The sequence below is a fragment of the Arthrobacter sp. D2-10 genome (assembly GCF_054161285.1).
Genome location: NZ_CP096431.1, coordinates 3,427,689 through 3,454,162 on the forward strand (window position 1 = coordinate 3,427,689; position 26,474 = coordinate 3,454,162).

26 protein-coding genes and 2 pseudogenes are annotated in these 26,474 nt (G+C 61.5%); 9 read left to right on the forward strand and 19 right to left on the reverse strand.

The annotated features are described in order from the left end of the window. Positions 1-251: 251 nt before the first annotated feature. The gene (locus tag M1D74_RS16000) at positions 252-386 is read left to right on the forward strand and encodes a hypothetical protein (protein ID WP_458115974.1); all 135 of its coding nucleotides are present in this window, start codon (positions 252-254) and stop codon (positions 384-386) included. Here the strand turns inward: M1D74_RS16000 and M1D74_RS16005 are convergent. The 3 genes from M1D74_RS16005 to M1D74_RS16015 form a co-directional block, all read right to left on the reverse strand. Next, a complete protein-coding gene (locus M1D74_RS16005) occupies positions 372-1,202 on the reverse strand; it encodes a DUF4386 family protein (protein ID WP_458115975.1) in 831 nt (276 codons plus the stop codon). The two genes, M1D74_RS16000 and M1D74_RS16005, sit on opposite strands and share 15 nt — an antisense overlap. A 9-nt stretch (positions 1,203-1,211) precedes the next feature. Continuing rightward, positions 1,212-1,706, reverse strand: coding sequence for a hypothetical protein (locus M1D74_RS16010; protein ID WP_458115976.1), 495 nt, complete (start codon positions 1,704-1,706; stop codon positions 1,212-1,214). 402 nt (positions 1,707-2,108) lie between these two features. Next, positions 2,109-2,705, reverse strand: a complete 597-nt coding sequence (locus M1D74_RS16015; RefSeq protein ID WP_458115977.1) for a helix-turn-helix domain-containing protein — start codon at positions 2,703-2,705, stop codon at positions 2,109-2,111. 98 nt (positions 2,706-2,803) lie between these two features. Between M1D74_RS16015 and M1D74_RS16020 the strand changes: the two genes are divergently transcribed. From M1D74_RS16020 to M1D74_RS16030, 3 genes are all read left to right on the forward strand, one after another. Then, entirely contained in the window at positions 2,804-3,733 is a 930-nt protein-coding gene (locus M1D74_RS16020; RefSeq protein ID WP_458115978.1) for an NAD(P)/FAD-dependent oxidoreductase, read from the forward strand. Positions 3,734-3,800: 67 nt separating this feature from the next. After that, positions 3,801-4,046 carry a hypothetical protein gene (locus M1D74_RS16025; protein ID WP_458115979.1) on the forward strand — a complete coding sequence of 82 codons (246 nt, stop codon included), beginning with the start codon at positions 3,801-3,803 and terminating at the stop codon, positions 4,044-4,046. A 339-nt stretch (positions 4,047-4,385) separates the two neighbouring features. Then, positions 4,386-5,150: a DUF2306 domain-containing protein gene (locus M1D74_RS16030; RefSeq protein ID WP_458115980.1), complete on the forward strand. Its 765-nt coding sequence runs from the start codon at positions 4,386-4,388 to the stop codon at positions 5,148-5,150. A 376-nt stretch (positions 5,151-5,526) separates the two neighbouring features. Here the strand turns inward: M1D74_RS16030 and M1D74_RS16035 are convergent, their stop codons facing one another. From M1D74_RS16035 to M1D74_RS16065, 7 genes and pseudogenes are all read right to left on the reverse strand, one after another. After that, on the reverse strand, positions 5,527-6,330 hold the full coding sequence (locus tag M1D74_RS16035) for an ABC transporter ATP-binding protein (protein WP_458115981.1): 804 nt from the start codon (positions 6,328-6,330) through the stop codon (positions 5,527-5,529). A gap of 29 nt (positions 6,331-6,359) precedes the next feature. After that, the gene (locus tag M1D74_RS16040; RefSeq protein ID WP_458115982.1) at positions 6,360-7,274 is read right to left on the reverse strand and encodes an ABC transporter permease; all 915 of its coding nucleotides are present in this window, start codon (positions 7,272-7,274) and stop codon (positions 6,360-6,362) included. 2 nt (positions 7,275-7,276) lie between these two features. Further along, positions 7,277-8,245, reverse strand: coding sequence for an ABC transporter substrate-binding protein (locus tag M1D74_RS16045; protein ID WP_458115983.1), 969 nt, complete (start codon positions 8,243-8,245; stop codon positions 7,277-7,279). 28 nt (positions 8,246-8,273) lie between these two features. Next, the gene (gene atzF, locus M1D74_RS16050; protein WP_458115984.1) at positions 8,274-9,983 is read right to left on the reverse strand and encodes an allophanate hydrolase; all 1,710 of its coding nucleotides are present in this window, start codon (positions 9,981-9,983) and stop codon (positions 8,274-8,276) included. Next, positions 9,980-10,477, reverse strand: coding sequence for an FCD domain-containing protein (locus M1D74_RS16055; RefSeq protein WP_458117202.1), 498 nt, complete (start codon positions 10,475-10,477; stop codon positions 9,980-9,982). The genes atzF and M1D74_RS16055 overlap by 4 nt, the downstream gene beginning before the upstream one ends. A gap of 69 nt (positions 10,478-10,546) precedes the next feature. Next, positions 10,547-10,735, reverse strand: a pseudogene (locus tag M1D74_RS16060) (hypothetical protein); the annotation flags it as partial. A 384-nt stretch (positions 10,736-11,119) separates the two neighbouring features. Further along, complete coding sequence (locus M1D74_RS16065) at positions 11,120-11,371, reverse strand: hypothetical protein (RefSeq protein ID WP_458117216.1); 252 nt, start codon at positions 11,369-11,371, stop codon at positions 11,120-11,122. Between M1D74_RS16065 and M1D74_RS16070 the strand changes: the two genes are divergently transcribed. Next, positions 11,267-11,644, forward strand: coding sequence for an ATP-binding protein (locus M1D74_RS16070; RefSeq protein WP_458117203.1), 378 nt, complete (start codon positions 11,267-11,269; stop codon positions 11,642-11,644). The two genes, M1D74_RS16065 and M1D74_RS16070, sit on opposite strands and share 105 nt — an antisense overlap. Positions 11,645-11,751: 107 nt before the next feature. On the opposite strand, the gene M1D74_RS16075 is transcribed toward M1D74_RS16070, so the two are convergent. The 5 genes and pseudogenes from M1D74_RS16075 to M1D74_RS16095 form a co-directional block, all read right to left on the reverse strand. Further along, on the reverse strand, positions 11,752-12,504 hold the full coding sequence (locus tag M1D74_RS16075) for a type ISP restriction/modification enzyme (protein WP_458115985.1): 753 nt from the start codon (positions 12,502-12,504) through the stop codon (positions 11,752-11,754). A 352-nt stretch (positions 12,505-12,856) separates the two neighbouring features. Beyond that, the gene (locus tag M1D74_RS16080; RefSeq protein WP_458115986.1) at positions 12,857-13,684 is read right to left on the reverse strand and encodes an alpha/beta fold hydrolase; all 828 of its coding nucleotides are present in this window, start codon (positions 13,682-13,684) and stop codon (positions 12,857-12,859) included. 56 nt (positions 13,685-13,740) lie between these two features. Beyond that, positions 13,741-14,187, reverse strand: a complete 447-nt coding sequence (locus M1D74_RS16085; protein ID WP_458115987.1) for a hypothetical protein — start codon at positions 14,185-14,187, stop codon at positions 13,741-13,743. Between the two features lie 168 nt (positions 14,188-14,355). After that, a complete protein-coding gene (locus M1D74_RS16090) occupies positions 14,356-15,384 on the reverse strand; it encodes an alkaline phosphatase D family protein (RefSeq protein ID WP_458117204.1) in 1,029 nt (342 codons plus the stop codon). Between the two features lie 153 nt (positions 15,385-15,537). Beyond that, positions 15,538-15,915: pseudogene (locus tag M1D74_RS16095) on the reverse strand (PhoD-like phosphatase N-terminal domain-containing protein); the annotation flags it as partial. Between the two features lie 181 nt (positions 15,916-16,096). On the opposite strand from M1D74_RS16095, the gene M1D74_RS16100 reads away from it, so the two are divergent. Beyond that, positions 16,097-17,329, forward strand: a complete 1,233-nt coding sequence (locus tag M1D74_RS16100; RefSeq protein WP_458115988.1) for a saccharopine dehydrogenase family protein — start codon at positions 16,097-16,099, stop codon at positions 17,327-17,329. Between the two features lie 132 nt (positions 17,330-17,461). On the opposite strand, the gene M1D74_RS16105 is transcribed toward M1D74_RS16100, so the two are convergent. Further along, positions 17,462-19,705 (reverse strand): rhamnogalacturonan lyase, encoded by a 2,244-nt coding sequence (locus M1D74_RS16105; protein WP_458115989.1) that lies wholly within the window; start codon positions 19,703-19,705, stop codon positions 17,462-17,464. Positions 19,706-19,949: 244 nt separating this feature from the next. On the opposite strand from M1D74_RS16105, the gene M1D74_RS16110 reads away from it, so the two are divergent. Then, entirely contained in the window at positions 19,950-20,180 is a 231-nt protein-coding gene (locus tag M1D74_RS16110; protein WP_458115990.1) for a hypothetical protein, read from the forward strand. 96 nt (positions 20,181-20,276) lie between these two features. Here the strand turns inward: M1D74_RS16110 and xdhC are convergent, their stop codons facing one another. The 3 genes from xdhC to M1D74_RS16125 are packed head-to-tail and all read right to left on the reverse strand — an operon-like array spanning position 20,277 to position 24,977. Continuing rightward, positions 20,277-21,083 carry a xanthine dehydrogenase accessory protein XdhC gene (gene xdhC, locus M1D74_RS16115; protein WP_309072297.1) on the reverse strand — a complete coding sequence of 269 codons (807 nt, stop codon included), beginning with the start codon at positions 21,081-21,083 and terminating at the stop codon, positions 20,277-20,279. A gap of 1 nt (position 21,084) precedes the next feature. Further along, positions 21,085-23,484 (reverse strand): xanthine dehydrogenase molybdopterin binding subunit, encoded by a 2,400-nt coding sequence (xdhB, locus tag M1D74_RS16120; protein ID WP_458115991.1) that lies wholly within the window; start codon positions 23,482-23,484, stop codon positions 21,085-21,087. Further along, entirely contained in the window at positions 23,481-24,977 is a 1,497-nt protein-coding gene (locus M1D74_RS16125) for a xanthine dehydrogenase small subunit (protein WP_458117205.1), read from the reverse strand. The genes xdhB and M1D74_RS16125 overlap by 4 nt, the downstream gene beginning before the upstream one ends. Before the next feature lie 257 nt (positions 24,978-25,234). Here M1D74_RS16125 and M1D74_RS16130 point away from each other — a divergent pair, with 257 nt between their 5' ends. Beyond that, positions 25,235-25,762: a GNAT family N-acetyltransferase gene (locus M1D74_RS16130; protein WP_458117206.1), complete on the forward strand. Its 528-nt coding sequence runs from the start codon at positions 25,235-25,237 to the stop codon at positions 25,760-25,762. Between the two features lie 55 nt (positions 25,763-25,817). Beyond that, on the forward strand, positions 25,818-26,387 hold the full coding sequence (locus M1D74_RS16135; protein ID WP_458115992.1) for a DapH/DapD/GlmU-related protein: 570 nt from the start codon (positions 25,818-25,820) through the stop codon (positions 26,385-26,387). Positions 26,388-26,474: the final 87 nt, after the last annotated feature.

Here is a 26,474-nt window from a genome sequence, read left to right on the forward strand (position 1 = left end):
GACCTCTGCACGCATCCATTGCAAAAGACCGGAAACCGGCCCTAACGCGCCGCGAAACTTACTGGTACTGCCTGGTGCGTATGGGTGTACCTCAGCGCTACATCTCGCCTCGGCCTGGCAGTCACTTTCTCCTAGTCGGCCTCGATTGCTACTGCGACCCGGCAACGACGCGTCCATTGATCGGCTGCGGGCACATGACCGCAATGACGATTCAGCCCATGGGAAGGAACAGGACCCCGTGGTGTGTCCTTATGTTGGATCTAAGTCGCGATGTGAAGGACGACGTTGCCCTTCTTCCGTCCAGTGTCGACGTAGCGGTGCGCGTCGACGATGTCGGAGAGGTCGAAGGTTCGGTCAATGACCGGGCGAAATTACCCCGCTTCTGAGAGCCGCGCGACATGCGCGAGGTCAGCTGCAACGAAGGGGACGTTACCAGCGATGACGTGCTTACCTGTCCGGCGGGAGCGTCGCCCAGCAGTGATGGCCCCGTGAAGATCGGTGATGACTGACAGCAGCGCCCCCCCGGGCTTGATCGCTGTCTGCAGTTGGTTGAACGCTACGTTGCCGACGCAGTCCATGACAACGTCGTACTGTTCCGTCGTGCGGGTGAAGTCCTCCTCGGTGTAGTCGATTACCCGGTCAGCGCCGCTGAGCAGTGGTGCTCCAATGAACCCGAAGATGGGTAGCGCCCTGGGCAGCAATCGGGACCTGTACATGAGCGAGCCGAGTAGCAGCGCGTTGAATGCGGGAATCAAACCTTGACCAAGAAGAGTGGTCCAAATGTGCTGCGCAAGCAGTGCCTGACCGGTAACCAGCGCTTCGTCTCCTACACCGGTTTGCCGAAGGCTGACGATCGACATGAGGGCCACAACACCGGCGGAAATGGCGGCGGCTTCCAGGATTCGCGCGCCGACGAAACCGAGCGCGACTCCTTCGTTCTGCCGCTTGACCATCGGGTACAGAGCGACGCCCGTACCGATACACGCCAGAGCGACAATGACCTCCAGCAGGCCGCCGAAGACAACCGCGGTGTCGGGTCCAGCTCCTGCAATGTAGGCGGCGTCGGTCTTCACACCCTCATAGAGAAAAAGGGTCGGGATGGAGGCGAACGTGATCAGGTAGAGGACGCCTGCGGACAGGGAGGTTTTCCGGTGAGCTTCCATGGGACGGCGCTTCCGGTTTGGTGGTTCAGTGGATGTCATGACTGGCTCCTAGCGAGTTGGTGGGACCGGGGTCAGCGGACGGGCGGGCAGCCATCGGTCGCCGCGCTTGGTCACGTACTGCCGGACCAGGTGAGGCCAGGGAAGGATGATGAGGACGATCACGAGCAAGGAGCAGTTGATTGCGATACTGGCGTTGGCGCCGTTTAAGTCACCGGCGAGCCAGAGTGGCAGTGCCACAGTGCTGAGCCAGATCACCTTCCACGCCAGCTCGAACAGCAAGATCGGGATCATTTGCAGCGGGTAGCGGACGCCGAGGAAGAACAGCAGGGACTGCGCAAAAAGCATGCACAACACCACGCCTTCCATCGGAGCCAAGAACGTATCGTGTCCGATGAGGATCGGCCACCGGGTAATTGCCAGTCCGAGAGCCATGAATAGGTAGCCGGCCCGCATGAGGTAGAGACTGGGAAGGGAAACCGTTTGGCTGGTCGACGTGACGTTTGCCGGGTTTGGGTTGGGCTCAGTTGCTGCAGGGGATCTCATCGCGTTCTCCTAGTTCTGGGAGCTGCGCAGGTGTGAGCTCCTATAGAGAGGGTGCGCTCCCTGGAAGACGTGGGTGAGTTTTGTTGCTGAAACTGGGACGGCAAGACCCGATGCTCACATTCGGATAGTTGTTGGTAATGCTCTGTGGGCGTCGTCGCCAGTAATCCCCGCCGGGCGATTCACCGCGGGCCTTGAGGCGGCCAACGTCTTCCATGCTCGAGGGGTCGTAAGTGTTGATCCAACGCGAGCAACTAAGGGCCATGCGGGAATACGGGCGGGCTCGATAGCTGGGCGCTATCGCAAGCGACAGGGGCGATCTGGCTTCTACATTCGAAGATGGCGTTCGCTGGGGTCCCGCGTTGCTCCCGAATCTTAACGAGCGGCCTGCCGCCGACCTCCGCGTTACTGGGGTTGTTCTTTAGTGGACTTTGCGCGGACGTGCATCCGCTCACCCTGTCCGCCGAACACGCTGAGAACCTCCGCCGGCCGTTCACCGGTGCTGCCGAACCAGTGAGGTACGTGAGTGTCGAATTCAGCTACCTCTCCCGACCCCAGGACCAGGTCATGATCGCCGAGGACAAGCCGCATGCGGCCCGAGAGGACGTACAGCCATTCATAGCCTTCATGGCTTTTCAGTTCCGGGGTGGACTTGGAGGTCGGAATGATGATTTTCCATGCCTGCATGCCTCCTGGCTGGCGGGTCAGCGGGATCACAGTGCGCCCATTCGCATTCGCAGGTTTTAGCCGAATGCGCGGGTCTCCGACCTCCGGTGCACCGACCAACTCATCCAGTGGAACATGGAACGCTAAGGCCAAGGGAAGGAGCAGTTCCAGGTTCGCCCGCCGTTGCCCTGTCTCCAGCCGCGAGAGCGTGCTCTTGGATATACCGGTGGCTGCCGCAAGACTGGTCAGGGTTACACCGCGCCGGGTACGCAGTTGTTTCAGGCGGGCGCCGATGTGATCAAGCGTCGCCGCAATCGCCATTGTTTGGTCATCCACAGAGCCATCCAATCACCCACAGCGTCCATCGGACCCTGCATTTCCCGGAAACAGCAACGTTCGTTGGCGGACCCGGAGTGCGTGGGCACTCTGGAGCTATGAGCAATTATGACGTAGTGATCATCGGTGGCAGCGCCGCCGGACTGTCGGCAGCATTGGTTCTAGCCAGAGCTCGCCGTAGGGTTCTCGTGGTGGATTCCGGTGCGCCGAGGAATGCCCCGGCTTCACACATGCACGGATTCCTATCGCAAGACGGTTTGCCGCCAGCCGAACTCCTGGCATCGGGTCGCGCCGAGGTGAAGGGATACGGTGGAGAAATCCTCGAGGCAACTGCCACGGAATTGGTCCGGTGTGGTCAAGACGGGTTCCAGGTACTGCTCTCCGGCGGCCGGCGTGTTTCTGCACGGCGCCTGCTTGTGTCTACCGGCTTGCGCGATGAACTGCCTGAGGTTGAGGGTCTCGCCGCCCGGTGGGCGCGTGATGTGCTGCATTGCCCCTACTGCCACGGCTATGAGGTCCGCGACCAGCAGCTTGGGGTTCTGGGCGGTTCCCCTGACGCGGTGCGCTACGCACAGATCGTTCGTCAGTGGACTCATGATCTGGTCTTGTTCGCTCCGGTTGGGTCCCTCACTGTTCTCCAGCGCTCCCAACTGGTGGCCCGGGCCATCGGGATCGTCGAAGGAACCGTGAAACGGGTTGTCACAGAGAATGACCGCCTGCTCGGGGTCGAACTTGATGATGGCCGCGTCATCCGCCGTGATGTGTTGTTCGTGCCTCCACGCTTCGTTCCGAACAACAGCCTCCTGACTGGCATCGGTTGCGAGGCTGACGAAGCGGGTTGGCCCGTCAAGGACAGCACCGGTCTCACCACTGTCCCCGGCCTCTGGGTAGCGGGGAACGTGGCTAATCCGCGTGCGCAGGTCATCACTGCCGCCGGTGAAGGATCCGCTGCCGCCATGGCCATCAACGCTGACCTAGTCGAGACAGATGTCCATGTCGCCGTCCGCAACTTCAATCGGGGCATCTGATCCGGGAAGTTTTCGATTCTTTGCCCACCTCTTCTACCCGCCGCCCATAGACCGTCCAGGAGTACTAATGTCCACCCCCACCGCGATCCACCGTCCTACACCGCCGACCAAACACCAACTGGCCCTGATGATCTGGATGGCGGTCTTCCCCACACTGACAGTCATCAACCTCGCCTTCGGGCACTGGCTGGAAATGCTGCACCCTGTCCTGCGTACCTTCGTCCTGGCCACGGTCGCGGTGCCCATCGTGATCTACGGCATCATGCCGCACCTTCACCGCCTCCGCGGTCGCCTCCTCGCACGGGGACATTAGGGAGCGTGTCGTGATAAGTGCCTACAACCCGGTGAGCGTTCACATCGCCGCTGCGAGCTCCGCCGCGGACCACTTGTGGCGACCAACAAGTACCCGGACGGTTCGGAGCGGGAATAATGACCAGCACTTTGGCGCTCTTCGATCGGTCGCTCATTGCGTCGACAATGCCCTAGTGACGCTCGAACGGATATGTCAGGACGCAGTGCACGACAAGGACGACCTCGACGCACTCGATTGGATGTGCAGGTCACTTAGTGACTTTTCTGCCACCATCCAAGGACTCAGGCTCGCCGACGACCGTCGCCCCTATGCTCAGCCCGACACGATGCCTGGCCCGCTATGAGCTGGCCCAGGCGACCTGTCCAGAAACGCAGCACCGGACCGGTAACATCCGAAACCAACCGCCCTCAAACGAGGCGCAAGCCTACGGTTTGGCTTGTTCCCACCGGGCTGATACTGCTCAGCCTCATCCCCATACTGGGCGGGTCAGTTCGTCTCACCGAGTTGGCAGGTGGTGCGGAAATCACACCGCAGAATGAGCGGTTCTTCGACTCTCCTGTCCCGGTGTTCCTTCACATCATCAGTGGGACCGTGTATTCGCTACTGGGCGCGTTACAGTTCGTCCCCTCACTACGCAGGCGGAACTGGCACCGGGTCGCTGGACGCATACTGGTTCCCGCCGGGCTGGTGGCCGCGTTATCTGGGGTGTGGATGGCCATCTTCTACGATCACCCAGGCGATACCGATGTCACCCTGCTCATTTTGCGGTTAATCATCGGCTTCTCAATGATCTTGAGCATCGCGCTGGGCTTGTACTACGCGATTCGCCAAGCCAACCCTGCCCGCCACGTTGCATGGACGACCCGTGCATACGCGATTGGCGTAACCGCCGGCACTGAGGCTCTCATCGTCATCGGACGGGAAATTCTTACGAGCCTGCCGGACACTCGGGCTCAAAGCATGGTTACAGGAGCGGCGTGGATCATCAACATCGCTGTGGCCGAATACGTCATCCGCCGTGGCCCTCGTGTCAGCGGTCCGCTACAGAACGCAGTGAGGGTGCAACAGGGGGAAGAGCGCAAACCCTTCGAGACACTCCGATAGCCTGCCGGATAATACCCAGGCACAACCTCGCGGCGGTATTGGGTCTTGACCTCTTGCCACAGATTGGCTGCTTAGGGCGTACCCCATTGCAACGGTGCATCCTCCTAAGGGTGACCTTGGGTTAGCGTCTGACTGCTGTTCACGCGCGATGAAGCTGTCGGTGGACAGATGAGATCTCCGGGAAGTAACCACGAGTGCTGGGGTGTTGGCTCGGTTTCGGCTGAGATAAGGGTGAAGTAGCTTCGGAAGCGCCTCCCTACTTCCTTCAACGTTGTTTTTGCAGCCTCATAGAGTGGGGCTTCTTGCCTTGTGATCGTGGCTAACAGCTTTGTCCAACTTGGCGTTGATTCTCTTGGCCTGCTGGGTTTGGGACGGCTCATGCTGCGTCTTCTTGCACGCCTTCATGGACCAGTTCGGATATCTCCCGTTTGAGCTTGTTGAATTCTGCAGAACTTACGTCGCGGTCTTCAGGGAGTGGGATATCGACGATGGATTTGATATGCCCTGGCACTCCATGGGAAGCGCCTCCGGCCATTACAACCACACGGTCTGCCAGGAACACCGCTTCCTCAATGCTGTGCGTGATGAAGACAACAGTGGTTCCTACCTGACGGTGGATACGGGACAGCTCTGATTGGAGCTGGGACCGGGTAAGGGCATCCAGTGCTCCGAAGGGTTCGTCCATCAGCAGCACGGAGGGCTGGTTGGCCAGGACTCGTGCGATGGCGACCCTTTGTTGCATGCCACCTGAGAGTTCATGGGGAAACTTGTCAGCGAAACGGGTTAGCCCTACGACATTGGTGAATTCGTCGGTCCTTTCCTTGATGATCGCGGAGGGGTAGCGCTGTTGTTTCGGCCCGTAGGCGATGTTTTCCCGCACGGTCAGCCACGGAAAGAGCCCATAGTCTTGGAAGACGACCCCTCTATCCGGGCCCGGTCCCTCGACCGGCTGGCTTTCGACAAGCACTTCCCCGGTGGTTGGTTTTTCGAAACCGGCGAGGATCCGCAGAAGAGTGCTTTTGCCGCAGCCACTAGCGCCGACGATCGCAACGAATTCACCGGATGCAATGTCGAGATTGACGTCATTCATCGCTGCAACGCTTTGGCCGTAGTTTTTGCCGAGTGCGCTTATGGAAATGGATCCTGCTCGTGCTGTGTGGGGGACGGATTCGATTCGCATGTTTGTTCCTTGAGTCGGTGTGCGCGTTGCTAGGCGTGCGCGGCGAAGAGGGGGCGTCGACCGGAGGTGATTTTAACGAGTCCTACGAGGATCCGGTCCGTGAGGAAGCCCATGAAGCCGATGAAGATCATCCCGGCGACGATGAGGTCGGTTTTCGATACTTCCTGTGCTTCGTTGATCATGGCCCCGAGCCCAATTCGGATGCCGGTGGTTTCTCCCACTACGAGAATGACCCAGGACAGCCCTAGCGCGATACGCAACCCGCTGATGATGCCTGGCGCGGCCGCGGGAATGACGATTTTGTACAGTTCGTGGCCCGGCCTGGTACCCAGCATGGCGGCCGCCTCGAGGAGCCGGTTGGGGACCTGGTGAACTGCGGAAATGGTGTTGAGCAGGGTGGGGAAGAATGCGGCGAGGAAGACCAGGAAGATGGTCGATCGGTCGCCGATTCCGATGATGATGAGGGCCAGCGGAACCCAGGCGGTTACCGGGATGGGCCGTACCAGGTTGACGGTGGGATCCAGCAGGGAAGAAAGCAGCTTTGACCTGCCCATAAGGACACCGAGGGGGATGGCTACGGCGGCCGCGATGACAAAACCTGTGAGAACTCGTACCGAACTCGCCCAGGTATGTCTTGCCAATTGAGCTGAGAATGGGTCGTTGATAATCCCACCGATGGCGATGTCGATCAGCCGGCGGCCGACCTCAAGTGGTGCTGGCACCTGCGACATTCTGATATCGAAGGGAAGGGTCCATCCTTGCCGCACGCCTAGGTCCCAGAACAAGATGATGAGCAGGGGAACCGGAAGACCCAGAAGAAACTTGCGAACCATCCGGGACATCTTCTTGCCGTTGGAGGTTTCGGAGGACTGGACGGAGCTCGGACCTGAGCGGGTGGTTCCTGCTTCGTCAGCCGGCGGGATAGTTTGTGAAGTGACAGTCATGGCTACTTCTCTTCGCTGGCTTCGATGAAGGTGGTGTCGAAAATGTTGCTGGCATCCGGTTCCGCTTCCAGAGTGCCAAGGTCCAGCATTTGGCCCCCTAGTTCGGTGACCTGGCTGATGTAGTCTTCGCCGATCTCAGTGCGCAGCCAGATATTGTTCAAAGCTTGTGCAAGCACGTCGTCATCGAAGCTGAAGTTGGACTGGACACCGGAGGCCCACGCTTCTTTGTCCTCGATGAGGTGATTGGTGGCCAGGACGTGCGTGTCCACAATGCGCTGCACGAGTTCGGGGTCTGATTCAATCAGGGCACCCGTGGTGGCCAGACTGATATTGACCTTCCCGATGGGGGTCTCGTAGGGCGAGACGATGCTGTGGGCACCATTGAGGATGGCTATGGACGGTCCTACCTCCGCGCTGGAGAACGCATCGATGTCACCTCGTTCCAGGGCGTCGGGCATGTCCGCGAAGCCGATGTTCACCAGCTCAATGTCGATGTCGGCGTCCATTCCGGCCTGGGCGAGCGTTTGGCGCAGCAGGATTTCCTGGGATGATCCGGGGACGTAGCCCACCTTTTTCCCGGCCAGCCCCTCGACCCCTTCAATTCCCTCGTTGCCGACAATTCCTGTTCCCCCGTCTGCCGCGGAGGCGATGATTTTGATGTCTTCCTCTTGGGAAATACCTGCAAGGACCGATGGGACGCCGAGGACTCCGAACTCGACATCACCGTTTACAACTGCATTCTTGATTGCGGTCGAGTCGGTCATCGGTACTACCTCGATGGTGGTGCCCTCCGGAGCGAAGTCCTCGTACACGTAGGGGGCGAAAAGGTGCGGCTGGCGCAGGGTTGCGATCTGAATGACCTCCCCATCCCCACCCTGGGCCGATGCTTCCCCAGTGCAGCCGGTGAGAGCAAAAACGAAGCATACCGACGAAGCAGCTACGACCTGCTTGAAAAAACGTACCTGTGGCATGAAGGTGTTCCTTTCAGGAGTGGGAGTACTAGTTGCTGACCAGGAGGGAGCTAGCAAAGGCTCTCCACCCGCCAAATTCTGAGATGTCGGTGCCGTCCAGTGTGCTGTCGCAAAGAAATGCGAGGACCTCATCGCCTTGCTCGGTGAGGATCTTCCCTAATGACTGCGGTCGTTTGACGGCATCAAGAAGTTGACCCAAGGCGGCTGCGCTGAGGCGCCACAATTCTCCGTCCAACTGCTGCCCATCACCGGATGGGGTAAGTGCCACCTTCGTCACTGCGTGGTCCCCGGGAATTGTCAGCAGACGATATGCGGGGGCGGTCCGAATATCACCTGCATACCTGGCGCCGAGGCCAACCAACTGCTCGTTGAACGGTTCCCCCCGCATATGTGCACCGAAGACAGCGACCTCGTAGGTCGGATACATAGACACGGACGGGGCAGGTTGTTCCGTGAACCTGCTCGTGAGATCGAGGAGTGATTCATCTTTAAATGCCTGGCCGATGAAGGACAAGCCGAATGAGTCGTCATGAGGCGAGGGGAAGGCCACCGCAGCCATATCAAGGACATTCAGGAAGGTGGTGAACACCCCGATGCGGCTGTTGACAGCCATAGGGTCAGCCTCGACTGCGGCGATGCTGGGATGAAAAGGGGCGGTCGGCAGAAGCAGAGCATCGGTGCCAGCTAGCAGGTCCGAGGCTTGCTTCTTGTACTCTCGGACTTTGGTCTGATCCGAGGCTAAAGCGGAAGCACTGTGCCTGCCTGCTTCGATGATGATTTGAGCAACCGTAGGATCTAGGTCAGGTGCACCGCCGTCGATGAAGGCACCGACTGCCGCGTGCCTTTCCGCCACCAATGCTCCTGAATAAAGGAGCGCACCTGCCTCGAGCATCCTCGTGATGTCCACCGTACGAGTTGTCCATCCCAGCGCTTCAATTCTGGCGATTGCTGCGCGGTACTCATCCTGCCAATGGGGCTGCAGTTGAGGCATCTGAGCTAGCGAAGCAACAGCGACGACCGGACTGCCGCCTGATGCAAGAGCGGACGTGGCGGGCATCCGCCTCACGGCTTCCGAGTAAGAGTGGCCCATCACCGAGGTGAGGGCACCAGCCAGGCTGAGGGTTCGAGCGAAAACATTGAGGCAGTCGTAGGACGGGCAGGCGGGCACCACCCCATCCATGGGCGCGTAGCCTACCGTGGCCTTGATGCTGTAGATCCTGTTGAACGCTGCCGGGATCCGACCTGACCCGGCGGTATCGGTGCCAAGTGCCGCATCGACCAGGCCGAGTGCTACAGCTACGGCCGATCCCGAACTGGAGCCGCCCGATACCAGTTGCGGATCATGGGCGTTGCGGACCGGACCGTATGGGCTTCGCGTACCGACCAGACCGGTTGCGAATTGGTCGAGATTTGTTTTGCCCAGCACGATTGCTCCGGCGTCCAGCAGACGCTGTACCGCAAGGCCGTTCGTGCGAGGGTTATACGAGTAACTCGGGCACGCAGCCGTGGTAGGCGTCCCCGCGACGTCAATATTGTCCTTGACAGCTACAAGTACACCGAAAAGGGGCGGCTTTGTACTCGAGCATCTTTCCTGCAGCCGTTCGGCTTCGGCTATGACTTCTGATTCCGGGCGAAGATGAATCCAGACCTCGGGACGGTCAGCGTCACGGATGTTGCGGTAAGCCTGTCTGACACGTTCGACCGGATCAACGGTGAGTGGAGGCAGTTGGAAGGTCATCGATTATCCTCTCGTGACATATTGATCAGGGCGAGATTGGCGAAGGCCTGGGACGCGCGTTCCATGACCACGCTCTGGGAGGCGCCTATGTGATCCCGCAACGCCTCATAGGCCGGGGATAGCTTGCGTTGAAGGAGCAATTCCAGGATGTTGATGTGTTCCTGAATGGTGGAGTGGATCCGGTCTACCGTCAGGTAGTCGTACATCCGCAATGCTCTGATTCTGTCGTTGACAGTTATGAGGGCTGCAGCCAAAGCTGGGTTGCCGGCTGATGCGAGAAGCGCTACGTGGAATTGCTCGTCTTCTGCAACGAACCGGGGGGTGGGTTTCGGCTGGTTCTGTGCCAGATTCGACCAACGCTGAAGTTCGCGCTCCAGTGCGTCAGCGTCGTGCAGGTTGGAGCTTTCTTCCAAAGCCCTGCCGATACCGCGCAGTTCTAACGTCACCCGGAGCTCATACAGGCCCGCCAACTCTTCGAAGGTGGGTAGAGCCATGTAGAGGCCACCATTTCGCCTCTCCAGAACTCCCTCCGATACCAACCGGGTGAGCGCCTCACGCACTGGTGTGCGGGAAACCCCAAATCTTTCAGCCAGAGGCTCCTCGGAGAGCCGGTCCCAGCCTGTGACACGACCAGAACGCAATTCCCCTTGAAGGGCACCGTAGATCTCGGCACTCGATCGGCGGGAAGGCGAAGCGTCCCTCTTCCAGCGAACCGGATCTGCATCCCAGGATGTATACATTGTCGTGTGCATGAACCAGACCCTACGGAGCCTATATTTCAGGCAGTCACCGAAAGTAGGGCAGAGATGTCGCTCCCGTAAAAAGAATGATTCAGCAACGTTTCATCACCTTGTTTCGGCCTGCTCGAACTGCATCCGACACCGCATAAGGTGCATGCCGCAGCCTGGAAGCACCCCCAATACGCCCCGAAGAAACAGGCCCGGCAATTCCCGACAACGAGCCGCTGCATGAGGACCACAATCCGTACCAGCACAAAATTTCCGGACTAGGATTTCGCTCTTGCGTTATGGCTGAGTAGTCCACGCCTGAGAACTGACCGACCCAACCGGTCCCATAATGGGTCTTTTGTGCCACCCTCTCTTATCGCCAAAATCAAACCAGAAGTACCCAGATCGCTAACCCGGCAGACCCCTACAGCGGTCCGTCACCGGCATCGGCGGCTCTAATGGCAAGGTGGTGTCATGCGTATTCAGTTGGAAGCGGGAGCGGATCACGTTCAGGATCTCGCTCATGAGCGGAATCCGGTTCGAGCCGTCATTGAACTGGTTTGGAACAGCCTTGACGCGGAAGCGAACAATGTCACCGTCAGCCTTCTTCGTAACGAAGCGAGTGGGGTCGTAGGAGTAACCGTCGAGGATGATGGTCATGGCATCAGCACCGATGAACTGGGCACCACTTTCAAGTGGGTGGGAAACTCATGGAAGCGAAACGCTCAGACCACAAAGGGCTACGAGGCTCGTCCGCTGCATGGGAAGCGGGGGCAAGGGCGTCTTCGCGCCTTCGCACTTGGCACGGCGATCCGTTGGAGATCTGTTGCTGACGACACGGCTGGCGCACGCTTCCAGTGCGAAATCTCAGCCACAGTTCCGAATCGCAACGATTTCAGCGGACCAGATCCCATCAGGACCACCGAACCTTAAGAAGTACGCCAGGGCGGTCGTCTCCAATCGGCAGTTTGCAGACATGCGCTCGGAGTGGGACTTCATGCTGCTGGTGACGGACTACGATGACGCTGTCCGCGGGGACATCAACCAAGATGGTCGCCCCTCTGGGATTCTTGACCACGCAAAAACTGTCCGCCACTACCAGCACCGGTAACGTGCAGGTTTGGAATCTCATCAAGCATGAACACGGAGAAGGGAACTGCTGAGCCAGACCCCACCACGTAAAATCCGTAGTTCTGGTGATATGGAGTTGGGAACATCGATGGCATCAGCAGGACCGTCTCGTTGAGGCTGCGGTCAAAATAGACATGTTGCTTCGAAAATGGCCTGTACGTAGCGATGCGCTTCCCGGTCGGATTGAAGGAATGCCTTTTGCGAAGGGACAGATCTTTGCGGAGCCCTCGGCTCCAATTGATAAGCCGAGGGTCTGACTCGACATCATCCGATTGCGCGTCCCCGGCTTCTATTCGGTCTACCTGCTTGTTATAGACGTCGATCATCCGCCGTACATTTGCCTCGACAATCGCCTCTGAGTAGTTGTAGCACCAAGCATCACGGCTCGTCGAAAGCCCAAGACTGTAAGTCTTGAAGACGGTCTTTTCGGACTTAGATTTTTTGTCTCCTAAAGGCGTGAACGTGGCAAAGGCAGTGTCCCGCTGGCTCGTCCAATCACCAGCTTCGTTAGGTTCTATAAGTTCCCATTCAGCGTCTGCCAGAGTAGCCTGCTGAACAGCGTCCAGCTTTTGTTCCCGTGTGAGATAGTCGCCGATGTCACGGTAGTGAATACGGCAGTTTCCCACGTCAGCGGAATTCTTTACGGCGATGAGGATAGCCACGGTTGTCCGTGCTCCCTGCCCGAACACGTTGTCCTTTTCTTTTCGACGTTGTTCCCCTGAAGGCCCTCTTCCAGGTGCATATCCACCCGGACGGGCCAGGCCTCGCCCGACGCGTAAGGGGTTCGCGTACCCCACGGTTCAGCTATCCGGTCCTTGCGAGTCATCGACATGTCCTCCGGTCCTGGTGGGGTAATGCTCACTGACTAACCGTGAAGCCACCGGCGGATGGCGTCATGGCCGACGCTACGGAAGGCCCAGACAACCACACAAGGGCCCCTCCCGCGACCACGCTCTGATCGTCCACTTTGGAGCGGAGCTGGTCGCGCACGTCCGTTCGGGGGCGGCTCACCACTTACCTGCCCCGCAGGTGCTCCAAAATCGCCGCCGCTATTTTGGGCGCCGAATCTTCCATAGGAATGTGCCTGCCAGCCACCTCCACCAAGTCACTCGAAGGAATCTCGTTGACGTAGCGTCTGGCGTAGCTCAACTTCTGAAATTCGTCGTCCCTGCCCCAAACGAGTCTCGTCGGCACGGCCGCTGCCTTCAGTAGTGGAAGCAGGTCAAGGGTGTACCGGGAGTCCGCGGCTCCCGCTAGCGCCATCCAGGACCGGGTCCGGGCCGGGCTTCGCCAAGGAGAAACATAGCAATCAAGCTCGGCAGGGCTGAGGGAACGTTCCACCATGAGCGGCATTGATTTGGTCCTTGCCGCCAGCAGTTCGCTCTGGCTGGTTTCTGCTCGTACAGCCGGGTCTCGAAACCTCGCCACGGCTGGTACCGGCCAGGAGTCGAACATGACGGCGTTGACCAACACCATCTTCGACACCCGTCCCGAGTAGGCAGCCAAATGCTGGGCGACCCCTCCACCGATATCGTGCGCCGCAACCGCAAACGATTCCAGGCCCAAGGCGTCCGCCGTGTCCAGCACAATCTTCGCCAAGGCTGGGATAGTAGCGCCGCTAACCTCCAACTCGCCCTCACTGTGCCCGAATCCTGGGAAGTCCAATGCAAAGCAACGCAGTTCAGGGGCCAGCGCAGGAAGCACCGGTTCCCAGACGCGGCTCCAGAAAGTACCGTGCAACAACAGCACGGGGGGATTGTTCGCACTACCGGACTGGAGGTAGGACAACCGGGTCCCATCCACTTCCACCGTTGCACGGGTAATAGGAAAATCATCGGTCATTGCAAGCTCCCTAATCACATGGGCTCTAAAGCTCAGGTGATTACCTTTCACTGCAGTCAGGTGCGCTGGTGATCAAACACATTCTCGTAGAGCAGGCCAGTTGCTGCAGCCTGGACAAGTTTGTCGGCGATGTCCACGGCCCAGTCCTGAGGTGACCAGCTGCCAGGCTTGTATAGCCCGAGGGCGGTGTTGAGCAGAACATCACCGGTATAGACGGTGATGAACACGGCAGCGATCGCCTTCGGTCCACGCAGTCCCTTTCGTACGGCGGTTGCGTGGGCCGTTCCCCACATCGTGCCCAGAGCGAAGTGGGTAGCCCAGTTCAGCTGGCGCCGGCCCTGCTCAGTAGCTGGGTGTACCCGCAACACTTTCTCCGCAAGGTCCGCTGGTGCGTAGCTTGCTTCCCGTCCTGTCAGAGGCATTTCCACCAACTTCTGGAATGCTGTCATCACCCCGGTCGCGGCGACGCCGGCTCCGGCTCCACGCACGAGGGATCCGGGCAATGAGGGCATCCTTCTAGTAAGCATGCTTGGGATTATTCCCTCTCGCCCTTCACTCGGCAACTGTTCGGCCCAGCATCGAGCGCCACCAATCTCCACGATCGAGAAGATGCCCGCTTGAGCAGCTACTGGATGAGGCCGCCCGTCACCGGTCCGGCAGCATGATTTTGGTTAGAGGGATGGTTCGGCTCCGGGTTTGCCTTCCTCGATGACGAAGCTAGCCCGGGTGCGGACTGGAGCTCCCGGGCGGGTCACATAGTCGACGACGCGGAAGTCCGCGGTCCACTCGGACGGCGTAATGGTATTCCTTACGTACCCGCGTTCGCGGTTGATGAAGCGAATGTGCGGGTTCTCCTCAAGCTGACGGGCATCGCCGGCCGGATTCCCAGTGTCGTCCCCGCCAGAAGTGATGGAGGTTCCGACAAGTTCCGTTCCCACTACTGGGGCTGCCGGGTTGTTGAAATCCGTTCTGATGTCGCATACGTAGTTCATGTGCACATCTCCGGTGACGATGACCGGATTCTTACCGGCTCCCAGTTCGGCGAAGTACGCACTCATTCGATCCCGGGCGACAGGGTAGTTGTCCCAGGAGTCCTCATTGAGGCCCTGCTCGGGGCCGACCTGGAAGTCACGCTGTGAGAAGACAACCTGCTGCGCCAGCGTGTTCCAGCGTGCAGTCGGGCCGGCTAGCGATTTCCGCAGCCAATCTTCCTGCTCATTGCCGAGAATGGTGCGGGCGGGATCGAGCCGCCCGGACTCGGAGCCGGTCTGATCATCACGGTATTGACGGGTGTCGAGCATGTAGAAGTCAACCAGGTCACCGAAGGTACGACGGCGATGCAGGCTAAGCTTCGAGCCTTCCGGGCGCTGGGCCAGCCGAAGCGGCATATTTTCGTAGTACGCCTGAAACGCTTCGGCACGACGGACCAGGAACTGATCGACTGGAGTGTTCGGGTCAGAGTCCTCCCCCGCCCAGTTGTTATCCACCTCGTGATCATCGAAAGTGACCAACCAAGGGAAAGCACCATGTGATGCCTGCAGGTCGGCGTCCGTCTTAACCTGGGCATGCCGGACGCGGTAGTCAGCCAGAGTGGTTGCTTCCTTCGCCGGTGCCCAGCCTCGACCGATCGTGCCCTGACCGCCACCTTCGTAGATGTAGTCCCCGAGGAAAACGACCAGGTCGAGATCCTCCTGCGACATGTGCTTATGAGCTGTGTAAAAGCCCGCGGGATAGTTTTGGCAGCTCGCGAAGGCGAACGAGAACGAGTTCAGCGCAGCACCAGGTGCCGCTGCGGTACGTGTCCGGCCAATCGGACTGAGCGTTTCGCCAGCACGAAAACGGTAGTAGTACTGCCGGTCCGGTCTCAGTCCGCCAACCTCAACGTGGACGGAGTGCCCAAGCTGGGGTTGCGCGTGAGCAGCACCTGCGCGTACCACCTTCCGCATGGAGGGGTCTTCGGAGACTTGCCATGACACCGGAACCTGCATCTCAGGCATCCCGCCGGTGCCGTCTAACCGAAGCGGATCCGGCGCCAATCTCGTCCACAAGACAACACCGTCAGGCAGAGGTTCTCCGGACGCCACTCCCAACGTGAAGGGATTGGCCGAAAATCGCGGTGCCGCCCACACCGGGCTGGGATTAGCGACCGCGGAACCGAAAGCGGCTGCCAGGGCGCTAAACCCAGAGAGCTGTAGGAACTGGCGGCGGGAAGCGGGCGAGCGAACGGGCATCAGGAAGTCTCCTCGACAGAATGGGTATCCGCACAAGGGTCCGAGGCTAAGACGACACTCCGATTAAGTGTGTCTCTCGATCAGGTGAACAAAACCGAAGTATGCGAAAGAACACCACGCCCATAGGAGAGTTACGCACTTCTCCGCCTCGGTCTAGCCGCTGCCGTGGAAGACTGCTGGCATGGAAGCCCCAACGCGCGACCACGACCTCGTCCTCTTCGGTGCGACCGGCTTCGTCGGTGAACTGATCGCCGGATATCTTGCGGGCCACGCTCCGCCGGACCTGCGCATGGCGCTCGCCGGAAGATCGAGAGTGAAGCTCGAGGCCGTACGGTCGAGGCTGCCCGTCGCCGCACACGACTGGGCCCTCATCGAGGCCGACTCGGATCACCCTGACTCGCTCGCTGCGTTGGCCGCAGGTACCAGGGTTCTGTTCACCACGGTGGGTCCCTACGCGAAGTACGGGTTGCCCGTCGTCGAGGCGTGTGCCAGCGCTGGGACGCACTACGGGGACCTGACGGGCGAGGTGTCCTTCGTCCGTGAGGCAATTGACCGTTGCGACACCCTGGCAAGGACTACCGGTGCACGAATCGTCCATGCGTGCGGCTACGACTCCGTCCCGTCGGACCTCGCGGTGCTCCTCCTACACCGCGCCGTGGAGGCCGACGGCGCGGGTGGACTGACCGAGGTGCAGCTCGTCGCCAGGGCGAAGGGTGGCTTCAGCGGCGGCACTATCGAGTCGATGCGTGGGCAACTCGACGGCATGCGGTCGGACCCTGTGCTGCGATCGCTCGCGGGCGATCCCTACTCCCTCAGTCCAGACAGGACGGCGGAGCCCGCGACCTGGCAGCCGGCGGACCTGGCGTGGGTCGGCCGTGCGGAGGACGGCGTGTGGACCGCGCCCTTCGTCATGGCGTCAGTGAACACACGGATGGTGCGCCGCAGCAATGCCCTGCAAGGTTGGGCCTATGGCCGCTCTCTGCGGTACGGCGAGGTGATGGGTATTGGGCGGGGGTTCGCCGGCGCCGTCACCGCCGGAGCGACGGCACTCGGACTACGGGTGTTCGGAGCCATGCTGGCCCTACCTCTCACGAGGAAGCTACTGGGCCGCTTCCTTCCGTCGCCCGGTGCAGGTCCGAGCGAGGCCGCACGGCGCTCAGGCTGGTTCCGGTCCCAGGTGACTGCTTCCACAGAGAGCGGCCGGCGATACCGGGCCGTCGTAGCCGGGCCCGGCGACCCGGGATATGCCGCCACCGCCGTCATGGCCGGCGAGACAGCGCTCTCGCTTGCCCTCGACGGCGACCGCCTGCCGTCAGCTGCCGGATCCCTAACCCCGGCCACCGCCCTCGGCGACATCCTGATTGAGAGGCTGCGCGCGGCAGGCCATACCTACGAGGTCAGGGCCCTCATCTGACGGACGCCGAATCGGACCACACTCCGCCCCTGGTGGGGCTCAAAAACTAAGCTAGTTGAGACGCGATACGGGAGGTGGAGCGTTAGCCCCACCTCCCGTATCTGCGGTTACCTGACTACTTCTCTTGTCGTGCTACTCGGGCTTGCCGTTGCCTGGTCGCACGGTGATTTCGGCAGTAGCGGTTGTTTCGAGACCGGCGTGGTTGACCGCGGCGACGCTGAGCTCGAAGCTGCCTTTGAGGCCTTCGACGGGGAGCTCGTAGCGGCCGTCCACTCCGGTGACCTCTTGTCCGTTGAAGGTGACGGTGAGTGAGCGGACACCCGACTCAACGTCTTCTGCTCGAACGTCGACGACGAGCCCGCGCTTGGCACCTACTTTGGTGTCCTTGATCTCGGTCACGACTGGTGCTGTCTCGTCGGGTGCCGGGGCGTTCACGTAGGCGATGCTCGGAGCGGGAGGCGTGGTCATTCCCTCACCGAGGAAGAAGCTCGTGTGAGGGGGCTGGTTGTAGGAGGTGTTCTGCCACGCTACGCCCAGCCGATACACCGGATCATGCATCAGGGTGCGGATGCGGTGCTCAGTGACATCGGTGGTGGTGAAGATCTTCAGCGACGAGTGGTCGGCGCTGCGGTAGACGAGTTCCTCGCGCCAGTCGCCGAACAGGTCGGCCTGGAGTGCCGGGTTGCCCTTGGTGCCGTTACCGGTGAGGGTGCCGTCCAGCGTGAGCAGCCGTTCTTCTGTCTTGGTGTCCCAGTTCCACTTCGATATGGTCGGCGTCGCACCGGTGGCAAGTTCGGCCGGGTCGGTGTAGTCGTGATCGGTGATCTCACGCAGCAGGTCCCCGTCCCACCAGGTGAGGAAGTTCGCCGCGGGGATGCTCGTACCGAGGTCCGTGCCATCTGCTGCGCGGAGCGATCCGACCTTCGAGTAGAACTTGTACGTGCCTCCGATTGCCCACGCCTCATTGCCCGCGTGCGTCGGGTCGATGTCGCCTGCCGCGCCGCGGCCGGTGTCACGGGTACCGGGTATCGACCAGAGGATCTCACCCGTAGCCGCGTCGCGCATCGTCGCTGCACGCTGACCGCTGCTGGGCATACTCTCATGCACCGCGAACACTTCGAGTCCGTCACGCGAGGGGATGTGGTCGGTGAGGTGCATCGCGTCACCGTGGCCGAGACGGGTGTTGTAAAGCGGCGTACCGTCATGATCGATGGTCATCGACCCGAAGACGATCTCATCAGCGCCGTCCGCGTCTACATCCGCGATCGAGAGGTTGTGATTGCCCTGTCCTGCGAACTGGTTGCCGGCCTTGGTCGAGTCGAACAACCAGCGCTCTTCGATCTTGCCGTCAACGAGGTCGAACGCGGCGATGTAGGTCTTTGAGTAGTACCCACGACTGAAGATCATGCTGGGGTTTTCGCCGTCGAGGTAAGCGGTGCCGGCGAGGAAGCGGTCCATCCGGTTGCCGTAGGTGTCACCCCACGATGACAGCGTTCCACGCGCCGGTACGTAGTCGACACTGTCGAGCGCCGCACCGGTCGCGCCCTCGAAGACGGTCAGGTACTCGGGCCCGGTCAGAATGTAGCCGCTTGTGTTGCGATGATCCGCTGCCGCGTCACCGATGACCGTGCCGGCGCCGTCGACCGTGGCGTCTGCGGTCTTCATTGCAACCTCAGCTCGACCGTCACCGTCGTAGTCGAACACCTGGAACTGGGTGTAGTGCGCTCCCGCACGAATGTTGCGGCCGAGGTCAATCTGCCACAGCCGGGTGCCGTCAAGCTTGTAGGCGTCGAGGTACACGTTTCCCGTATAGCCGGAACGCGAGTTGTCTTTCGCGTTCGTCGGATTCCACTTGAGCACGATCTCGTACTCTCCGTCACCGTCAAGATCGCCGACCGACGCATCGTTGGCCTCGTACTCGTAGGCCTCGCCCGTTGGAGTGGTGCCGCCTGCCGGTCGCTGAAGCGGGATGTCGAGGGACTGTTCCCCCCACGGCGTGAACTCGTCCGTGACCGTCACTTCGCGTTGGTCGATCAACGCGGTCACGCGGTAGACCGAGGCTCCGGTTCCCTCCGCATCGAGCAGGTTGGTACTGCCGGTGATCGGAGTTTCAGTGATGCGAACACCGTCGCGGTAGACGTGGAAGCCGATCGAATCGGCGTCGAGGCCGAGCATGCGCCAGCCAACGTAGACTCCGCCCTCGGTTGTCACAGCGACCGGGGCTCGGTCGAGGTATTCCACCTGCCGGATCGGCGTACTCTCGGGCGCCGCAACTGCCGGCATACTTACAAGCGTTGCAGCAGCGACAGCTGCTGCTGCTGCCGCCCCTAATGCTCGTCGTGACCTTCGTGGATGGACGAACGAAACCATAACCATCTCCCTTGATGTCCTGGTGCAGAAGCAAGCCAGTAGCCTTCCGCAACGGGAAAACGTTTTCTTGAACCGTTTCATTTTGCTTCCAGTCCCAATCGGTTGTCAAGAGCAACGGACAAATATGAAGGCCTTCGCTTCAACGCTTCGGCCCCCATTGGCGCCCGGCTCATGCGGACTTTGCAGCACCCCTTCGCGATCTGGAATCGGCTACTCTAGCCGCACCTACTGTTTGTGCTGAGGAGAAATCATGAAGGATTTCGTCGGGCTGGCCGCAAAACTGACTCCGGAGGAAAGGGAGGAAATTCGGCCCGCATCTCCCAACGCTGTTCTGTCCGAGGCAGCTTTGAGGGCTCTGGACCGAGTGGCTGGAGGGGATGCGATGGGGCATGGCTACTACGTGTCTTCGGGAACCGCTGATGCGAACGGAAGCCCCGAATTCGTGCTGCACCCTGAGGCGGCGCGGGAAATCTTCCGCTAACCGCCGAACCTGCCAGTACCACCCACTGAGGAATACGTGGGCGCCTTCTGATGGAACACCCCTGCCGCGGCTGGTCAGCCATTTCTCCTTGAGTACCTACCGACTGGATCCCGAAGAGAGCCGCCGCAACAGGTCCGCCGCCGCACTCACCGCGATGACCGCCGGCGCCTTCCCGCCAACGTCCGGCAACCCGATCGGGCACTGAATGCGCGCAATCTCCGCCTCGGCGTACCCCTCTGCGGCAAGCTTCCCCCGAAACCGCGACCACTTCGCCTTCGACCCAATCAATCCAACACTCCCCAGATCGCTGCGGCGCAGCGCAGCATCACACAACAGGAAATCCTCGGAGTGATCGTGGCTCATGATGAACACATGAGCGCCGGCGGGTAACTCGCCCAAAAACGAGTCCGGCACCGGGGTGTGCACCGCGCGCACCAAAGCAACGCCGGAAGTCACATCCGCCAGCCGCTCGGGCAACAACTGCTCGGCGCGGCTGTCCACCAGGTACAGATTCATCGGCAGCCGCGAGAGTACTCTGCCGAGTTCGTACCCGACATGCCCGACGCCGAACACCGCCACCGTGGGCAGGGACAAGAAGGGCTCAAGCAACACCCGCACTTTCCCTCCACAGCATTGCCGGCCGTGCTGGGTCACTGCGTGCTCGTTCAAGGAGAATTCAACGTTCTCGGCGGCCCCAACCCCACCGGCGATCATCTCCCGCGCCCGGTCGATGACTGTCGCCTCGAGGTTCCCGCCCCCTACAGTTCCCCAGGTGGCGGACGCTCCGACAAGCATCTTCGCCCCAGCTTCCCGCGGCGAATGTCCACGCACCTCCGACACAGTCGCCAGCACACCCGGGAGACCCGAAGACCTCAGGTGCTGCAGCGCCTCCAGCCAGTCCATGTCACTGCGCCGAGCTCGTAGCGGACGTCAGGACGCCCGCGTCGGAGGACGAGGAAGAAGACAACGACGACGACGGCGCCGACACCCGCTCGATCGCCCAGAACACTGCTTCCGGAGTGGCCGGGCTCGCGAGCTCGACAGCGATATCCCCCGGGCCGAAGGCGGCAACCGCCTCGCGCAGGGCCTCGCGGACGCTGAACGCCAGCATCAACGGCGGCTCACCGACCGCCTTGGAACCGTAAACCACACCACTCTCAGTCGCCCGTTCGAACAGGTGCACGTTGAACTCCTCCGGCATTTCGGAGAAGCTCGGCAGCTTGTACGTGCTGGCGGACTGCGTAGTGATCCGGCCACGGTTCGCGCCGTCGGATGCATCCCAGCGCAGGTCCTCCAGGGTCAGCCACCCGGCTCCCTGGACGAACCCTCCCTCGATCTGCCCGACGTCGATCATCGGCGAGAGGCTGTCGCCGACGTCGTGCACGATGTCCGTACGCAGCTGCCGGTAGGCACCGGTGAAGCGGTCAACTTCAACTTCGGTGACCGCGGCGCCGTAGCTGAAGTACTTGAACGGTTCGCCCTGCATCCGAGAGCTATCCCAGTGCAGGCCTTCCGTCCGGTAGTACCCCGCTGCCCAGAGCGAGACCCGCTGGAAGTACGCGTCGCGGGCCAGCTCGGCGAACGTGAGCGTGGAGTCGTGGAAGCCGATGCCGGTGACCTTACCGTCGTCGAACCGGACGTCGTCGGGGTGGATATTCAGCTTGCGGGCGGCCACTTCGGCCAGCCGCGCGCTGATCTGCTCGCAGGCGTTCTTGATTGCGCCGCCATTGAGGTCCGCACCGGAGCTCGCCGCGGTGGCCGAGGTGTTGGGAACCTTGTCCGTCCGCGTCGGCGCCAGCCGCACGGAGGACAGCGGGATACCAAGAGCCGTGGCCGCGACCTGCCGCATCTTGGTGTGCAGTCCCTGGCCCATCTCGGTGCCGCCGTGGTTGATGAGCACCGAGCCGTCCTTGTAGACGTGCACGAGCGCACCGGCCTGGTTGAACGCGGTCAGGTTAAAGGAGATGCCGAACTTGACCGGCGTCATGCCGATCGCCCGCTTGGTGTTCGGGTGCGAGGCGTTGAACTCCGCGACCTCCTGCCGGCGCCGGGCGATGTCGGATCGGTCCTCCAGCGACTGCCAGACCGCCTGGAGCCGCTCGGCGTGGCGCACCGGCTGCCCGTACGGTGTGCTCTGCCCGGGCTCATAGAAATTACGACGGCGGAGCTCGCTTGGATCGAGCCCCAACAGCGGTGCGCACCGGCCCATCAGGTCCTCGATGATGAGCATGCCCTGTGGCCCGCCGAAGCCGCGGAACGCCGTCTGCGACGTCTTGTTGGTCTTGGCGATCCGGCCGTGCACCTCGATGTTCGGGATGTAGTACGCATTGTCGATGTGGCACAGTGCCCGGGCGAGAACCGGTTCGGAAAGGTCCAGGCTCCAGCCGCCGTCACTCGTGAGGGTTGCTTTCAGCGCGAGGAGGCGTCCGTCGTCGTCGAACCCTGCGTCCCAGCGCGCGTGGAACGGGTGCCGCTTACCGGACATCGTGATGTCCTGGGTGCGGTTGAGGCGCAACCGGACCGGGCGCCCGGTGAGCGTGGCACCGAGGGCCGCGATGGCCGCGAAGCCGTGCGGCTGCATCTCCTTACCGCCGAACCCGCCGCCCATCCGCAGGCACTGCACCGTGACGTCGTGGTTGGACAGGTTCAGGACGTGCGCCACGATCTCCTGCGTCTCCGACGGATGCTGCGTGCTGCACTGGACGAACACCTGCCCGGTTTCGTCGATGTACGCGAAGGAGGCGTGCGTCTCGAGGTAGAAGTGCTCCTGGCCGCTGAACTCGAATTCGCCGGTGAAGCGATGGGCCGCGTTTTCGAGCGCCTTATCCGGCTCACCGCGTGCAACGGTCGGCCGATTCCCCTGGAAGCTCTCGGCTTCGATGGCTTCCTCAAGAGTGATCAGGGACGGCAGCGGCTCGTAGTCGACCTCGACTGCTTCCGCGCCGAGGCGGGCGGCTTCCAGCGACTCCCCCAACACCCAGCACACAGCATGCCCGTAGAACATGACCTCATTCGGGAAGAGGGGTTCGTCGTGCTTGATGCCGGCGTCGTTGACGCCCGGAACGTCCGACGCCGTCAGCACCCTCACCACACCCGGCACCGCAAGTGCCGGTTCGGTGCGCATGCCGGTGATCCGGGCGTGCGCATGGGGCGCCTGGACCGGCCAGGCATGCAGGGCGTTGGAGCTGCGGACCACGAGGTCGTCGGTGTAGAGCGCTGTTCCGGTCACATGCGCTGCGGCGCTTTCGTGGGATACGGGAACACCGACCACTGGATTCACGGGACGATCTGCCAGGGACTTCACTGGGCCACCTCCACAGCTGGTGCGTTTTCGGCGTGGAACTTCAGCAGTGCCTGTCTCAGCATCGCCGAACGGTAGAGCGAACTGGCCCGCATGTCATCGATCGGGGTTCCCTCCCCCGCCATCACGACGGCGGCCGCCGCCACTGAGTCGGACGTCCAGGGCTGCCCCACCAGTGCCTCTTCCGTGGCCAGCGCGCGAATAGGCGTGGCCGCCACGCCGCCGAGTCCAATGCGGATGGAGCTTACGACGCCGTCGCTGAGCTGGAGCGCGATGGCCACGGACACGCTGGAGATGTCGTCAAACCGCCGTTTGGCGATCTTGTAGAACGCGGTGCTCTCGGCGAGCGGGAGCGGGATCCGGATGGCGCGGAGCATCTCGTGGGGCTTGCGGACGCTCTGGCGGTAGCCGGTGTAGTACTCGGCCAGAGGGACTTCCCGGTCGCCGTCAGTGGAGGAGAGGACAACCCTCGCATCGAGCGCCAGGAAGACCGGCGCGGAATCACCGATGGGTGATCCGGTCGAGAGGTTTCCACCGAATGTTGCGGCATTGCGGATCAGGCGCGAGGCGAACTGCGGGAAGAGATGACCCAGCAGCGGAACCCTTCCATCGAGGGCCCGCTCCACCTCGGACAGTGTCAGGGCGGCACCGATTTCGATGGAGTCGGCGCTAAACGTGAGCGCACGGAGCTCCTCGAGACGGTCGATTGCCAGCACCAGCGGCGGACGTGAGTGGCGGAGATTAACTTCAACACCGAGGTCCGTGGCACCGGCAACCAGCTTCACATCCGAGCCGGCCCGGAGTGTCTCCAGTACCTCGTCGAGGGACTGCGGCCGGATGAACTCCGCATCTCCGCTCACGCGGGTATGCCGGGCGGCGGGCGCGGGCCGGTTCTGCCGTTCAAGGAGCGGATCTGCCTCCGAAGGAATGTCGAGCGCGTAGGCCGCGTCCCGGATCGGCCGGTAGCCGGTGCAGCGGCACAGGTTGCCGCTGAGTGCGTGCAAGTCGAATCCGTTGGGGCCGCACTCGTGATCGGTTGCGTGTTCCTCACCGACGACGGCGGTGCCCGTCTCCTTGTCTTCCTGCGCTGGCGAGCGCTCGGGCCGGTAGTACTCGGCCGCCATCGAGCAGATGAATCCTGGCGTGCAATAGCCGCACTGTGAACCGCCGCGGTCCGCCATCTCGCGCTGAACAGGGTGAAGATCCTCGGGAGTGCAGGCGTCAGAGACGTTGCCGAGGCCCTCGGCTGTGATGATCTCCTGGCCGTCGAAGGCGAGAGCCGGTGGAAGGCACGCGTTGACCGAGGTCCAGCGGCTGCGGTCTGCTCCGTCGGGGCGGGCTACGAGTACCGCGCAGGCGCCGCACTCGCCCTCCGCGCAACCCTCCTTGGAGCCGGTAAGCCCCTCGTCCCGCAACCAGTCGAGTAATCGAGTGTGGGGATTTGTTCCGTTGCAGTCCCGGACTTTGCCGTTGACGGTTACCTTGATTCCGTCCATCATTCACGCTCCCGTACGAACCGGACCGACGCGCCAACCGAACTTCTGGACATCCCGGGCCGCGTGGAAGGCCTGTGCCAGAGTGTTCGTTACGTAGTTTCGGTGTGATCTAGCGTACACCCATCGCACGGAAAATTGTTTCCACGATGTGGATTCTTCCGCTCGCTAGCCGCGTCGTCCACCGCCGGGAGTAGCGTAATCACGGGACTATCCAGGTGCAGCCCGCTTCAGCAGCCCGTTTCGACGACGTCGCGACGATGCTGGGGCCCAAAAACCCGTCGTCCTCCGTGTGCTGGTGTCTCAGCCATCGCCTCGACTCGAAGACCAACCGCGCCCTGGTGGGGCCTGCACGAGGCGAGTACGTGCGAGCACTGTGCGATCGGGAGGTCGCGCCCGGTGTGCTCGCCTACGACGACGGCGGCGACGTCGTCGGATGGGCAGCTGCGGCGCCGCGGTCGGAACTGCCGTTCGCCCGATCCACGAAGATTCCGCATGTCGACGACCTGCCGGTCTGGTCGGTCTGGTGCATCCGGGTACGTCCAGGTCACCGTGGGATGGGGATCGCCCATGCCCTGCTGGATGGCGCCGTGGAGTACGTCCGATCGAATGGAGCACCTGCAGTAGAGGGCTACCCTGTAGACAACAATGGCGAAAAAGTAGACCTCACGATGGCCTACGTGGGTACCCGCTCACTGTTCGAGAAGGCAGGCTTCACCCTCGCCGCTCAGACGCAGGCCGTCTCAGGCGGGTTTCCTCGAGTGGTGATGCGCCTGGACCTTCGATGACACTTGGTACAACGCCTTGCCGCAACCCCCAGAACTACCTCCAAAGGCAATAACTATGGAACTGCATGACCTTCTCGACGCGCTGAACCGCGGCGAAACCATCACCGGAAACTCACCGTTCCATGAGGTCATGCACCGGACCAGTCAGGAAGCATTGCGCATCACCGCAGAACTCAACGGGAGCTATCACGAACCGGCGCGCGTACGCGAATTATTGTCTCAACTGACTGGCAGACCCATTGCCGATTCGACGACGGTCTTCCCGCCCTTCTATTCCGATTTCGGCAAGAACATCACGCTCGGCGAGCGAGTCTTCATCAACTCGGGGTGCAAATTCCAGGACCAGGGAGGCGTAGTCATCGGCGATGACTGCCTCATCGGACACAACACGGTAATCGCAACCCTGAACCATGACCTCGCGCCCAGCCGGCGGGCGGACATGCACCCGGCTCCCGTCGTCATTGGCCGGAACGTCTGGATCGGTTCCAACGCCACCATCCTGCCGGGAGTAACCATCGGTGACAACGCCGTGGTCGCAGCGGCGTCGGTGGTCACGAAAGACGTCCCAGCCGATTCCATCGTCGTGGGTTCGCCCGCTCGAGTGGTGCGCTCGGTTCCAGGGTGAAGACTCACATCGGGCTGAAGCTGTGATTCCCGTCCCACGCGGAATAGTTGCTCGAGCAACAACGCTGTACGCAGGGAAGCCTCCGCG